The sequence below is a fragment of the Streptomyces sp. NPDC001663 genome (assembly GCF_042893105.1).
In the GTDB taxonomy this organism is placed as follows: Bacteria; Actinomycetota; Actinomycetes; order Streptomycetales; family Streptomycetaceae; genus Streptomyces.
The window spans coordinates 705,960-719,142 of sequence record NZ_JBIAUR010000003.1 but is presented as its reverse complement, the minus strand read 5'-3'; the positions used below and the strand labels follow the sequence as shown (position 1 = coordinate 719,142).

At 70.8% G+C, this 13,183-nt stretch carries 11 protein-coding genes and 1 pseudogene; 4 read left to right on the top strand and 8 right to left on the bottom strand.

Annotation, left to right across the window (positions count from 1 at the left end; translation table 11 throughout):
* Positions 1-29: 29 nt before the first annotated feature.
* Genes ACFY1L_RS13885 through ACFY1L_RS13875 form a run of 3 tightly spaced genes read right to left on the bottom strand, consistent with a single transcriptional unit; the run spans position 30 to position 2,976 of the window.
* Positions 30-968, bottom strand: coding sequence for a 3-oxoacyl-ACP reductase (locus tag ACFY1L_RS13885; RefSeq protein ID WP_388822848.1), 939 nt, complete (start codon positions 966-968; stop codon positions 30-32).
* A 41-nt stretch (positions 969-1,009) separates the two neighbouring features.
* On the bottom strand, positions 1,010-2,086 hold the full coding sequence (locus tag ACFY1L_RS13880; protein WP_388822846.1) for a Zn-dependent alcohol dehydrogenase: 1,077 nt from the start codon (positions 2,084-2,086) through the stop codon (positions 1,010-1,012).
* 32 nt (positions 2,087-2,118) lie between these two features.
* Positions 2,119-2,976: a MaoC/PaaZ C-terminal domain-containing protein gene (locus ACFY1L_RS13875; protein WP_388822844.1), complete on the bottom strand. Its 858-nt coding sequence runs from the start codon at positions 2,974-2,976 to the stop codon at positions 2,119-2,121.
* Positions 2,977-3,259: 283 nt separating this feature from the next.
* Here ACFY1L_RS13875 and ACFY1L_RS13870 point away from each other — a divergent pair, with 283 nt between their 5' ends.
* Genes ACFY1L_RS13870 through ACFY1L_RS13860 form a run of 3 tightly spaced genes read left to right on the top strand, consistent with a single transcriptional unit; the run spans position 3,260 to position 6,173 of the window.
* Positions 3,260-4,162 (top strand): ABC transporter ATP-binding protein, encoded by a 903-nt coding sequence (locus tag ACFY1L_RS13870; protein ID WP_388822842.1) that lies wholly within the window; start codon positions 3,260-3,262, stop codon positions 4,160-4,162.
* Entirely contained in the window at positions 4,162-4,878 is a 717-nt protein-coding gene (locus ACFY1L_RS13865; RefSeq protein WP_388822840.1) for an ABC transporter permease, read from the top strand. Before ACFY1L_RS13870 ends, ACFY1L_RS13865 begins: the two co-directional genes overlap by 1 nt.
* A gap of 17 nt (positions 4,879-4,895) precedes the next feature.
* The gene (locus tag ACFY1L_RS13860) at positions 4,896-6,173 is read left to right on the top strand and encodes a sensor histidine kinase (RefSeq protein ID WP_388822838.1); all 1,278 of its coding nucleotides are present in this window, start codon (positions 4,896-4,898) and stop codon (positions 6,171-6,173) included.
* Here ACFY1L_RS13860 and ACFY1L_RS13855 read toward each other — a convergent pair.
* Complete coding sequence (locus ACFY1L_RS13855; protein WP_388822836.1) at positions 6,151-7,749, bottom strand: alpha-L-arabinofuranosidase B; 1,599 nt, start codon at positions 7,747-7,749, stop codon at positions 6,151-6,153. The genes ACFY1L_RS13860 and ACFY1L_RS13855 overlap by 23 nt on opposite strands.
* A 204-nt stretch (positions 7,750-7,953) precedes the next feature.
* Here ACFY1L_RS13855 and ACFY1L_RS13850 point away from each other — a divergent pair, with 204 nt between their 5' ends.
* Positions 7,954-8,595: a response regulator gene (locus ACFY1L_RS13850; RefSeq protein ID WP_388822834.1), complete on the top strand. Its 642-nt coding sequence runs from the start codon at positions 7,954-7,956 to the stop codon at positions 8,593-8,595.
* Between the two features lie 22 nt (positions 8,596-8,617).
* Here ACFY1L_RS13850 and ACFY1L_RS13845 read toward each other — a convergent pair whose 3' ends face one another.
* The 4 genes and pseudogenes from ACFY1L_RS13845 to ACFY1L_RS13830 all read right to left on the bottom strand — a co-directional run bounded on the left by ACFY1L_RS13845 (position 8,618) and on the right by ACFY1L_RS13830 (position 13,156).
* Positions 8,618-9,436, bottom strand: coding sequence for a hypothetical protein (locus ACFY1L_RS13845; RefSeq protein WP_388822832.1), 819 nt, complete (start codon positions 9,434-9,436; stop codon positions 8,618-8,620).
* Complete coding sequence (locus tag ACFY1L_RS13840; protein WP_361274704.1) at positions 9,436-9,978, bottom strand: SigE family RNA polymerase sigma factor; 543 nt, start codon at positions 9,976-9,978, stop codon at positions 9,436-9,438. The genes ACFY1L_RS13845 and ACFY1L_RS13840 overlap by 1 nt, the downstream gene beginning before the upstream one ends.
* Before the next feature lie 480 nt (positions 9,979-10,458).
* On the bottom strand, positions 10,459-11,877 hold the full coding sequence (locus ACFY1L_RS13835; RefSeq protein WP_388822829.1) for a DHA2 family efflux MFS transporter permease subunit: 1,419 nt from the start codon (positions 11,875-11,877) through the stop codon (positions 10,459-10,461).
* Positions 11,878-11,949: 72 nt separating this feature from the next.
* Positions 11,950-13,156: pseudogene (locus ACFY1L_RS13830) on the bottom strand (lipid-transfer protein).
* Positions 13,157-13,183: the final 27 nt, after the last annotated feature.

The following is a 13,183-nucleotide window of genomic DNA, read 5'->3' as shown; positions in this document are numbered from 1 at the left end:
CGTTCGGTGTGCGGGCCCCTTCGCTGTTCCTAACCCCGTTTCAGCCCCAGCACCTCCGCCGCCGCGAACGTCTCCCCGTCCGGGCGTTCCGCATAGTGCGCCGTCAGTACGGCGTCCAGCTCGTCGTAGGTGAAGGTGTCCTGCTTGCTGTCGAACTTGGCCTGTACGCGCGGGCGTTCGATCACCGCGACCATGCCGCCGTGCACGACGAGCAGTTGCCCGTTGACGCGGGCCGCGGCGGGCGAGGCCAAGTAGCCGACGAGCGGGGCGACATGCTCGGGGGCGAGCGGGTCGAGGCCGTCGGCCGGCTGCTCGAAACCGGCGAAGACGTCCGCGGTCATCCGGGTGCGGGCGCGCGGGCAGATGGCGTTGGCCGTGACGCCGTACTTGGCCAGAGCGAGGGCGGTGGAGGTGGTCAGGCCGACGATTCCGCCTTTCGCCGCCGCGTAGTTGGGCTGCCCGGCTGAACCGGCGAGGAAGGCCTCCGACGACGTGTTCACGATACGGCCGTACACCGCACCGCCCGCCGCCTTGGAGCGCTCGCGCCAGTGCGCGGCCGCGAAGTGGGTCGTGTTGAAGTGGCCCTTGAGATGGACCCGGATCACCGAGTCCCACTCGTCCTCGGTCATGGAGAAGACCATGCGGTCGCGCAGGATGCCCGCGTTGTTGACCAGGATGTCCAGCTTGCCGAACTCGGCGATCGCCAACTGGACTAGCTCTTCGGCCTGTTGGAAGTCGGCGACGTCCCCGGTGTGCGCGAGCGCCTTGCCGCCCGCGGCCCGGATCTCGGCGGCGACCTGTTCGGCGGGGCCCGCCGAGGCATCCCCGGAGCCGTCCCGGCCCGGCTGACCGAAGTCGTTGACGACGACGGCCGCGCCGAGCCGGGCGAGTTCGAGCGCCTCGGCCCGGCCCAGACCGCGGCCGGCTCCGGTGACGACGGCCGACAGTCCTTCGAGTGGCAGCGACACGGACACTCCCGTCAGATCTCGATGTGCGAGGGACTTTCCCGTCAGATCTCGATGCACGTACGCAGCGCCGCGCCGGTCCGCATCTGGTCCAGCGCCTCGTTGATCTCGCTCAGCGGCACCCGGTGGGTGATCAGCCCCTCGAGGTCGACGCGGCCGGCCCGCCACAGGGCGATGGTGCGCTCGTAGGAGCGCAGGACGTCGCCGCCGCCGTACATCGACGGCAGGATTCGCTTCTCGTCGAAGAACAGCTCGAACATGTTGAGCTGCAGGAAGTCGTCCATGGCGCCCGCGCCGACGACGACGAGCGTGCCGCCGCGCCGGGTGTTCTCGTACGCGGTGCGGGCGGTGGCCGCCTTGCCGACGACCTCGAAGACGTAGTCGAAGCCCTCGCCGCCGGTGACGTTCTGCTTGGCGTCGGCCAGCTCGTCCGGCGAAACGGCCCTGGTGGCGCCGAACTTGAGGGCGGACTCGCGGCGCGAGGCGACCGGGTCGACGGCGACGATCTCGGCGGCGCCCTTGAGCCGCGCGCCCTGGATCGCGGCGATGCCGACACCCCCGCAGCCGATGACGGCGACCGACGAACCGGCCTCCACATCGGCGGTGTTGAGGGCGGCGCCCAGTCCGGTGGTCACCCCGCAGCCGATCAGCGCGGCGATGTCGAAGGGCACGTCGTCGGGTATCGGCACCGCGCAGCCCGCGGCGACGACGACCTCCTCGGTGAAGGTGCCGGTGCCCGCGAAGCCGAAGAGGTCCCCGCCGGGACGGCGGAAGTTGGGGGTGCCGGCGTTCATGAACCCGGCCAGGCACAGCTCGGTCTGGCCGCGCTTGCAGGCGGGACAGACGCCGCAGGCCGGCAGCCAGCAGACGACCACCCGGTCGCCGGGCTTCAAGTGGCTTACGCCCTCGCCGACTTCGAGGATCTCGCCCGCGCCCTCGTGCCCGGGCACGAACGGTGCCGGCTGGGGCAGCACCCCGTTCATCGCGGACAGGTCCGAGTGGCACAGCCCGGTGGCCCGCACCCGGATCCTCACCTTGCCGGGCCCGAAGCCCACCGCCTCGACGTCGTCGAGGACCTCGAGCTTGTCCTGGCCGATCTCGTGCAGTACGGCTGCGCGCATGGTGCGGCTCCCCTCAACAACGGCGTTATGGCTCAGGAGTGTTCGACGATCGTGTCGGCGAGGACGGGCGCGTCGTCCCGCTCGAGGGCGCTCACCGCGACCCTGGTGGAGTGCTCGGAGCGCCACATACGGATGCGCAGGGTCTCGCCGGGATACACGACCCCGGCGAACCGGGTGGCGTAGGACCGCACCCGGGTCACGTCGCCGCCGAGCAGCGTGTCGACGACCGCCTTGAGCGTCGTGCCGTAGGTGCACAGCCCGTGCAGGATGGGCCGTTCGAAGCCGGCGGTCTTGGCGAAGTCGGGGTCGGCGTGCAGCGGGTTCCAGTCGCCGGAGAGGCGGTAGAGCAGGGCCTGGTCCTCGCGGATCGGGCGCTCGACGGTGCGGTCGGGCTCACCGGCCGGCGGTTCGAGGCGAGTCGACGGTCCGCGGTCGCCGCCCCAGCCGCCCTCTCCCCGTACGAAGATCTGGGCGTCGTTGGTCCACAGCGGGCCGTCGGCGTCGGCGACCTCGGTGCGCATCACGAGGACGGCCGCCTTGCCCTTGTCGTAGACGGCGGCGATACGGCCGGTGGCGGTCGCGGTGCCCTCGACGGGGATCGGACGGTGGAGGGTCAGGGTCTGGCCGCCGTGCAGGACCTTGGCGAGGTCGACGTCGACGCCCGGCATGGACAGGCCGCTGATCACCCCCGGGGACCCGTTGCCCGCGACGGTGGCGAAGCTCGGCAGGACGTGCAGCCGGGACTCCAGGGTGTAGCGCAGCTCGTCGGGGTCGGTCGCCGGGATTCCGGCGCCGATGCCCAGGTGGTAGAGCTGGACGTCCTTGCGGTCCCAGGTGATCTCGCTGGAACGGGGTTCCGCGGCGAGGGCCAAGGCTGCGTCGATGGGCATACGGCTCCTGGTGGCTCAGCTGGCTCAAGACCTCGGCGCGGCCGTCCGCACCGTCGGCCGCGACCGAGGTCGTCACGAGTGCCGATCTAGAACGCGTTCCAGTCCGGCGCCCTCTGTATAGCCCAGCGCTCCGCACTTGTGAAGGCTCCTGACACTGTGTCAGTTAAGTGGGCGCCGGGTCGGCCGGCCCGGCGGGTGCCGGGCCACCCGTGACATTTGTCCTGCCCGAATCCGTACATGCGCATCTGCCGGACGGACGCCCCGGATTCGTAGCGTCGTAGGCATGACACAGACGGAATGCGCCGTGTCCTTCACGGGGGCGGTCAAGACCTTCGGCACCGTACGTGCCGTCGACGGCGTCGACCTGGCCATCGCGCCCGGCGAGACGGTCGCCCTCCTCGGCCGCAACGGCGCCGGCAAGTCCACCACCATCTCCCTGCTGCTCGGCCTGAACGAGCCCGACGAGGGCACCGTCGAGCTCTTCGGCGCTCCCCCCGAGGCGTCGGTGCGCGCCGGGCGGGTCGGCGCCATGCTGCAGGAGGGGCGGGCGGTGCCCCGGGTCACCGTGCGGGAACTGGTGACCTTCGTGGCCCGCCGCTACCCGGCCCCGATGCCCGTCGAGCGGGCTCTGCAGCTGGCCGGGATCGGCGAGCTGGCGGAGCGGCGCGTGGACCGGCTCTCCGGCGGTCAGACGCAGCGCGTGCGGTTCGCGGTGGCGCTCGCCGGGAACCCCTCGCTGATCGTGCTGGACGAGCCCACCGCCGCCCTGGACGTGGCGGCCCGGCACGCGTTCTGGGCGTCGATGCGCTCCTACGCCCGCCTCGGCCACACCGTCCTGTTCTCCACGCACCACCTGGAGGAGGCGGACGCCCACGCCGACCGCATCCTCGTCATCGACCGGGGCCGGATCGTCGCGGACGGCACCGGCGAGCAGCTCAAGCGGTCGGTGGGCGGCAGCCTGGTCGCCGTCGACCTCGCGGGACGGGGCACGGAGGGCCTGGAGCTGCTGCCCGGCGTGCGCTCGCTGGAAGTGCGCGGGGACCGGGCCCGGTTGCGCACCGACGACCCGGACGCGACGGTGGTGGCGCTGGCCGAGCTGGGGGCGATACGCGGCCTGGAGGTCGCGCCGGCCTCGCTGGACGACGCGTTCCTGACCCTGACCGCACGTGAGACGGAGGCGGCGTGATGCTGGACTACCTGCGGCTCGAGGTGCGCCGGACGCTGCGCGACGCGGGCTTTGTGATCGGCGGGATCGCGATGCCGGTGCTGATGTATCTGCTGTTCACCAACCTCGGTGCGAACGAGGGCAGTTGGAAGACCGCGGCGATGGTCGGGATGGCCGGGTACGGGGCGGTCGGCTGCGCCCTGAACACCGGCGGCGGGGTCGCCGAGGACCGGGCGATCGGCTGGCTGCGGCAGCTGCGGGTGACCCCGATGACCCCGCGCCAAGTCGTCGTCGGCCGCACGCTGACCGGCTCGGTGACGGTGCTGCCGGCCATCGTCGCGGTGCTCTTGGCGGGCGGACTGGTCAACGGCGTACGGCTGGCCGCCTGGCAGTGGGCGGCGATCGCACTGCTGCTGTGGCTGGGCTCGGTGCCCTTCACCCTGCTCGGCCTGGGCAACGGCTACCGGCTGACCGGGCAGACCACGGGCGTGACGAACATGGCCTGCAACCTGGGCCTGGCCGTCCTCGGCGGCCTGTGGTTCCCGGTCACCCTCTTCCCGGGCTGGCTGAGCACCCTGTCCGCCTACACGCCCACCTACCGCTTCGCCCAGCTCGGCACGTCGGTCGCCGACGGCCACGCCCCGGCGCTCGGCGCGATCGCCGTCCTCACCCTCTGGTTGCTGGCCTTCGGTTCGTACGCTGTGCTGTCGTACCGGCGGTCCGGGCGGACCGTCTGAACGGGGGAACGAGGGACATGTCCTGGACACGAGGAATCGCCTGTCAGCTGGACGAGCTGCGTGCCGCACGAGCCCGGTGGAAGGCGGACATGCAGCGCTTCAAGGAGCAGGAGAAGGCCGCCCGCAGGACCGGCAAGCTCCCCGAGCATCCGGGCCCGCCGCCCACCGGCCTCACCCTGCTGCCCTGGCTGCTGCTGGGCATGGGGTCCATCTCCAACCTGCTCCAGGGCGAGACCCCCAACCCCCTGATCGGCGGCATGGGCCTGCTGGCCTTCAACTCGCTCTACATCTATGTGGCGTTCCGCGCGTTCAGGAAGGAGACCCGGGAGGCGACCTCGACGCGGGTGGCCCTGCTGCTGATGGGCGTGGTGACCTCCGGCCTGGCCCTCGGGTACGGCGGCAACTGGCTGCTGTTCTTCCCCCTGCTCGGGCTCGCGACGGGTGCGGCGCTACGGATGCCGCACCTGCGCTGGGCCGGCGCGATCCTGACCGTGCTCTCCGGTACGGTCTGCGTCTACCGCGACGGCTGGGGCGGACTCGACACCGCGTACGCCACCTGGATCTCCACGATGGTGACAGCGGCGATCATGTCGCTGTCCGAGGCGGTGCGCGAACTGCGCGCGGCCCGCGAGGAGTTGGCGCGCCGCGCGGTCGAGGAGGAGCGGCTGCGCTTCTCCCGCGACCTGCACGACCTGCTCGGTCACACCATGTCGGTGATCGTGGTGAAGTCGGAGGCGGCCCGGCGGCTCGCCCCGCGGAACCTGGACGCGGCCCTCGCCCAGATCACCGACATCGAGTCCGTCGGCCGCCAGGCGCTCACCGAGATCCGCGAGGCGGTGACCGGCTACCGCGAGGGCAGCCTCGCCACCGAACTGGACCGCGCCCGCTCCGCACTGTCCGCGGCCGGCATCGAGCCGACGGTGTCCCGCTCGGGCTCGCCCCTGCCGCCGCAGACCGAAGCCCTGCTCGGCTGGGTGGTGCGCGAGGCGGTCACGAACGTCGTACGGCATTCCGGGGCGACCCGCTGCGAGATCACCGTGAACAGCACGGCCGAGCAGGTGCGCCTGACGATCACCGACGACGGGGACGGCGAAGGCACCTCCAGCGCACCGGCCGTGCCGGGCATCGGCGGCACCGGCCTCAAGGGCCTGACCGAACGCCTCGCGGCGGCCGGCGGCTCCCTCGAGGCCGGCCCGTCACCGCGAGCCGGTTTCACGGTCACCGCCGAACTCCCGGTGGAGTCCGGCGGTGTGTCCGAGGACGCCGCGGCGGTTACGGCGCCCAGGGCTGGCTGACGACCCAGCTCACGTCGTCCGTCCAGGACGTGGAGCTGTCCCAGGTGTTGGAGCCGCCGTTGCTCGCTATGTAGACGTTGAGGTTGTAGTGGCGGATGAACTTGGTCGGGTAGTTGTACGACGCGAACGAGGTGCCCGTGCCGCTCTTGCCGGTCGTCGGGCAGAACGTCGCGTCGGATCTGAACTGCGCGGTGCCGTCCATGGGTTGGCGCAGCAGCTGGTAGTTGTAGTGCCGCAGGAAGTCACCGGGATAGTTGCGCGACTCGAAGGAGACGCAGGAGCTGCCGGCCAGACCCCGGCGGACGATCCAGGTGGCGTCGTTCTTGTCGAGCGCCGAACTGCTCGAGGTGATCGGGGAGATGACCGCCGTGTTGTTCTGGTGGCGGATGTAGTCGCCCGTGCAGCACGAGGTCGTCGCCTTCAGTGAGATCTCCGAGCCCGGCGTCAGCGAACCGGTGGAGCCCGTCGAGCCGCCGTAGCCGACGGAGACGATGTTCGACTGCACCGCGTCGTCGGCGGCGTCCGTCGGGATGCCCGAGGTCATGACGCCCTCGAAGAAGGACCCGATGGAGCCGTTGCTGTTGTCGCCGCCGGTGCCGAGGACGATCGCGCCCTCCTGGTGCATGGGCGAGTAGCCGCTGGTGGTGGGTTCACCGCCGGAATAAGTTGTGGTGAGAGAGCCGGATTGCGCATTGCCGTATTTCAGCGCGAAATGGTTCTGGCCGTTGTTCTTCAGCAGCGCGGTCACGAACGGCAGGGGTCCGGTGCCGGTGTTGGACGTGTTCTTGCTGTAGCCGGCGTCCGACTGGAACAGGCCGTTCTCCAGGTCGGCCTGCACCCACGGGCCCTGGCCGTAGCACGGCGAGAACCAGCACTCGGTGCCGAAGTTGATCGCGTCCATGTGGCCGTTGCCGGTGTCCTTGTTGTTCGTCTCGGCGTTGCCGTAGTCGAAGCAGCAGCGGCCGTTGACATGGGTGCCGGAGGTCACCATGTACATCCCCTCGGCCTGCCCGTTGACGGCGACGCCCGAGGTGGAGTTGTCCCGGTAGCCCATACCGGCGGAGATCTCCAGGCCGTAGACCTGGTGCCCGCCGACGGTCACCGGCAGGGCGTCGGCCGGTGACCCGACATCGGCCGCGCCCGCGCCGCCCGCGCCCTCGATGGTGAGGTCGTTGTGGCGCGAGGACTGGTCGTAGATCTTGGTGATGATGCAGGTGGTCCCGGAGCAGAAGGAGTCCTGGGCCGCCGCGTTGGCGTAACCGCCGGCGGCCAGCACACCGATGTTCGCGGTGGCGCTGTCGGAGGCGCGCTGCACCTGGTACAGCGAGCCGTTGTACGAGGAGTAGAGCGCCCTGACCAGGCTGTGCGCGGCGACGCAGGGGGTGCCCGCGGCGGCGTAGATGTCACAGGGCAGCGAACTCGCGGCGGCCGCCTGCGGGGCGCCGACGCCTATGAGTAGCGCGGCGACGGTCGCGAATGCCGCGAGCAGGGAGAGCACGGCCTTTCTGAGCCTTCGGGGACGGGTGTGTGGGGGTCGTGAGAACACGATGCACCTCTTCGATTCCTCGTAGGGCATGCGGGTGCCATTGCTGGGGAGCGGTGCTTGCGCACCCGTCGGTCGATATACCGGACACTGTTCGATCGAAATACCGAACCCATTCCTTGCTCGAAATACCGACCCTTTGGGGAAATGCAGAGGCGATTGTTTTCTCGCTGATCTAGGCCGTCAACCCCTGCTGCGCCGAACAATAGAGAGTCTTTAATTGGCTACGCTTGGGCTGTGAACGAGATACCGCGGGACCACCGGCCCGCCAAGTCCGTCAGGGTCCTGCTCGCCGAGGACCAGGGAATGATGCGGGGCGCGCTCGCCCTGCTGCTCGGCATGGAGGAGGATCTGCTGGTCGTCGCACAGGTCGCGGCGGGTGACGCGATCGTGGACGCCGCACTGAACCACCGCCCGGACGTGGCCCTGCTGGACATCGAACTGCCGGGCATGAGCGGCCTGGACGCGGCGGCCGAGCTGCGCGACCAGGTCCCCGACTGCCGGGTGCTGATCCTGACCACCTTCGGACGGCCCGGCTATCTGCGCCGGGCCATGGAGGCCGGAGCCGCCGGCTTCCTCGTGAAGGACGGCCCCGTCGAGGAGCTGGCCGCCGCGATCCGCCGGGTGCTCACCGGCGAGACCGTGATCGACCCCGCGCTCGCCGCCGCCGCGCTCAGCGCCGGGCCGAACCCGCTGACCGCCCGCGAGTGCGACGTCCTCAAAGCGTCCGTGGACGGCGCGACGGTCGCCGACATCGCCGCCAAGCTGCACCTGTCGGAGTCGACGGTCCGCAACTACCTCTCCTCGGCCATCGGCAAGACCGGCACCCGCAACCGCATGGAGGCGATGCAGGAGGCCCGTCAGCAGGGGTGGCTCTGACGCCGGGCCGCACCGCTCCCCGCTACTTCGTCACCTCCGCCGACTTGTAGGACGTGCTCTTCGGCGCGAGGCAGACGAACCAGTTGACCGGGCTGCCGTCGGCCTTGCGGATGACCAGATCACCCATGTTGACGCTGGTGTCGTCGGTCGCCCGGCGGACGACCGTGCTGGTGCCGTCCTTCCAGGTGCAGGTGACCTCGCGCGCCGTCTTCGCCACCTGGCCGATGACGAGTCGCTGGGGTCCGCCGTTGCCCGCCAGCGGGACCGCGCCGGCCTCGAGGTCCTTGCCGGCCATGGCGTCCCAGTGCTTGACCGTGTTGAAAATGACCGTCTTCGGCCTGCTGCTGTCCCCGTAGACGCGGCTGACGAAGTACGAGGTCTTGCCGATCAGGTCGGACGCGTGGGGCGCGCCCGCCGGCAACTGCCCGAACAGCGCCATCTCCGCGAACTGGGCCTGGGCCTCAGCCTTGTTGCGCGGAGCGTCCCACACCTGGAGGTCGACCTCCCAATGCTTGTTGTGGTCCATTCCGATCGCGAGCGTGCTGGTCCGGGGCTCGTCCACGTGGCGCTCCTTTGGCGCCGGTGGCTGAGTCGCCACCCGTGACGGGCTGTTCCCGTCCCCGTGCATCAGGCCCGCCGCCGCCAGCGTCCCCGTCGACCCGGCGATCACCAGCGCCGCCGCCGAGACCACCGCCCACCGCCGCGCCCTGCGACGCCGTCCGCCGCGGATCACCGCCTGCGTGGGGGCTATACCGATCTCGACCCCGTCGGCGGCCTCGGCGAGCAGGAGGGCGATGTCGCTGTCCGTCATGTGCTGGTTCATCTCCCGGTCCGCACCCATCACTTACGCCCTCCCCCAGTAGCCACCATGTCCGCCAGTCCCGGTATGGCACGCAGCTTCGCGATCCCCTTGGCCGCGTTGCTCTTCACCGCGCCGACGGAACAGCCCATCGCCTCCGCCGTCTGTGTCTCCGTCAGGTCCTCCCAGTACCGCAGGACCACCGCCTCCCGCTGCCGCACGGGCAGTTGGGCGAGCGCCTTCAGCAGGACGCCCCGGTCCTCGGCCTGGGCGATGCGGTCACCGGTGTCGGCGACCTCGCGCACCAGGCCCGAGTCGTCCTTCGGCGCCAGGAACTCCCGTAGCCGCCTACGGTGTTTGCGCGCATGCGCGTTGATCATCACGCGCCGTACATACGCCTCCGGGTCGTCCGCCGAGCCGACCCTGCGCCAGGCGACGTAGACCTGCTCGAGCGTCGACTGGACGAGGTCCTCCGCGGCATGCTGCTCCCCCGTGAGGAGAAATGCCGTCCGCATCAGCCGCGGCCAGCGACCGATGACAAAGCCCTGGAACTCCGTGTCCCGGGCTTCCTTGCGATCCCCCATGGGCACCTCCTAGATGTCTAAAGGAGTCCATGGGCCGCTTGGACCGTTGCCTCTCCCGAACGAGAATTTTCCCCCGCCCCGCCGCGCCCAGCCGACGTCCCCAGCCACACAACGGCCCGCATCCGCGCACGACGCGAAGGAGTCGGGACGGACCACCCCCACCCGAGTCGGCGGGATGGCACCGGCAGCCGCGCACCACCCGAAGGAGAGGGGACAGACCACCCCACCCGGCTCGGCCGGATGGCACCAGCAGCCGCGTACGGCGGGAAGGGGACGGGGCGGGGGGTGTCCGCCCGCAGCGGCCGGCGTCACGACACAGCACAACCCAGGCCACCAGCACCGCCGGACCGAGGACGGACACCCCCCGCACCGGCCCCGACCCACAACACACCGCAAGGCGCTACGCGCACTCCCACCGATCCCGCACAGGCCGCCGCAGGCATCCCACCTCAGCCCGCACCCCACGACCCAACCGACGCCTCACCGCCCGGCAGTCCTCCGCGGCAGCCAAACCCCCATCAACACCACCCCCACAACCAACACCACCGCCCCCGTCCGGAACGCCAACGCATACCCCTCCGTCAGCGCCCCGGCCGCATCGCTACCCCCCGACCTCGTCGCCGCAATCGTCGACATCACCGCGAGCCCCAGCGAACCACCCATCGTCCGCGAGGTGTTGACCAGCCCCGACACCAGCCCGGCCTCCCCCGGCGCCGCCCCCGACGTGGCGAGCGCGGCGAGCGGAGTCGCCGTCAGCCCCGCACCCAGCATCATCAGGATCCCCGGGAACATGATCTCCGTCAGATAGTCCCCCTCCGGCGTCATCAACGACTGCCAGCCGAACCCCACCGCAGCCACGACCGTCCCGAGCACAGCCACATTCCGCACCCCGAGCACCGGCATGAACCGGGGCGCCACCTTGGAGCCCAAAAGCACCGCCAGCGAACTCGGCACCAGCGCCAGCCCCGCCTCCAACGGCGTGTAGCCGAGCACGTTCTGCGCGTACAGCGTCATGAAGAACCACATGCAGAACATCGCGGACCCGCACAGGAACATCGCCACGTTCGCCGACGACACCGCCCGCACCCGAAACAGCCCGAGCGGCATCAACGGAACCGCCGTACGCGACTCGACAACCAGGAACACCCCGATGAGCGCGAACCCGGCGACCAGCGGCACGACCGTGGCCGCCGCCGTCCACCCCTCCGCCTCCGTCTGCGAGATGCCGTACGCCAGAGTCGCGAGCCCCGCAGTCACCAGCACCGCACCCGGCAGATCGAGCCGCCGCCCGCCCCCGTTCCGGCTCTCCGCCAGCCACCGCACCGACCCGGCCAGCACGACCGCCCCGATCGGCACGTTAATCAACAGCACCCACCGCCACGACAGCCCGTCCACCAGCGCCCCGCCGACCAGCCCACCCGCGGCTCCGCCACCGGCACCCACCGCGGTCCACGTCGCGATCGCCCGCGCCCGAGCCGCCCCCTCCGGAACCGCCGACGTGAGAATCGTCAGCGTCGACGGCGCGAGCACGGCCGCCCCCAGCCCCTGCACGGCCCGCGCGACCAGCAGCTGACCGCCCTCCTGCGCGAGCCCGCCGCCCAGCGACGCCAGCGTGAACAGGGCGAGCCCCACCAGAAACATCCGCTTGCGCCCGTACAGATCCCCGGCCCGCCCGCCGAGCAGCATGAACCCGGCGAAGGCGATCGCGTAGGCGTTCACCACCCACTGCAGCCCCTGCGCGCTCAGCCCCAGATCGGCCCGCATCGACGGCAGCGCCACGTTGACGACGGACACGTCCAGCACGACCAGGAACTGGCCCGCGCAGGCGAGCGCCACCACCAACCACATGGGAGGCGCGGTACGACGGGATATCCGGGTGACGTCAGCGGCTTCCAACATGCCTGTCATGCTCTCAACCCCGTTACACCCCTTGCATCGGGATTTCGCTGCACCCGCCCTCGGCCGGGAGTCCTAGTCCCCCGCCCAGTCCCCCGCCCGCACCATCGTCATCACCGCCGCCCCACCCAGCCCGATGTTGTGCGCCAGCCCCACCCGCGCCCCCGCCACCTGCCGCTCCCCCGCCTCGCCCCTCAACTGCCACACCAGCTCGGCCATTTGAGCGATCCCGGTCGCCCCCAGCGGATGCCCCTTGGAGATCAGCCCACCGGACGGATTCACCACCCACCGCCCGCCGTACGTCGTCGCCCCCGACTCCACCAGCTTCCCGGACTCCCCCTCCCCGCACATCCCGAGGGCTTCGTACGTCAGCAGCTCGTTGACGGAGAAGCAGTCATGTAGCTCTACGACGTCCACGTCCTCGATCCCGAGTCCTGCACCCTCGTACACCTGCCGGGCCGCCTCCCGGGACATCGGCTGCCCGACGACGTCGATGCAGGACCCGGACGCGAAGGACTCCTCCGTGTCGGTCGTCATCGCCTGCGCGACGATCTCGACGGCCCTCCCGCCCAACTCCCGCCGCTCCACGAACCGTTCGGACACGACGACCGCGGCCGCCGCCCCGTCCGACGTCGGCGAGCACTGCAGCTTGGTCAGTGGCCGGTGGACCGTCCGCGCGGCAAGGATGTCGTCGACCTCGTACACGTCCCGGAACTGCGCGTTCGGGTTGTGCGCCGAGTGCCGGTGGTTCTTGGCGGCCACGGCGGCGAGCTGCGCCTCGGTCGTGCCGTACCGCTCCATGTGCTCACGGGCCGCGTCGCCGAAGATCTGCGCGGTGGGCGGCGTCATCTCGAAGCCGTGCCGCGCGGCCATGATCCCGTAGTGCCGGGCGACGGGGGAGGTCGAGAAGTCACCACCATCCGCCCCTCCCCCCCAGCGCCCCCTTCTTCATCTTCTCGAAGCCCAGCGCCAGTACGCAGTCGGCGGCCCCGCCCTCCACCAGCTGCCGGGCGAGCATCAACGCCGTCGATCCGGTCGCGCAGTTGTTGTTGACGTTGTAGACGGGGACGCCGGTCAGGCCGAGCTCGTAGGCGGCGCGCTGGCCGGCGGTGGAGGGCTGGAAGCAGTAGCCGACGGGAACCTGTTCCACGTCGGTGTACGCCACCCCGGCGTCCGCGAGGGCCGCGCTCCCCGCCTCCCGCGCCATGTCCCAGTACTGCCAGTCACGGGTCTCGGGCTTCTCGAAGCGGGTCATGCCCACTCCGGCGATGTAGGCCTTCATGGCGCGCGAGAGTAGAACACGTTCTAC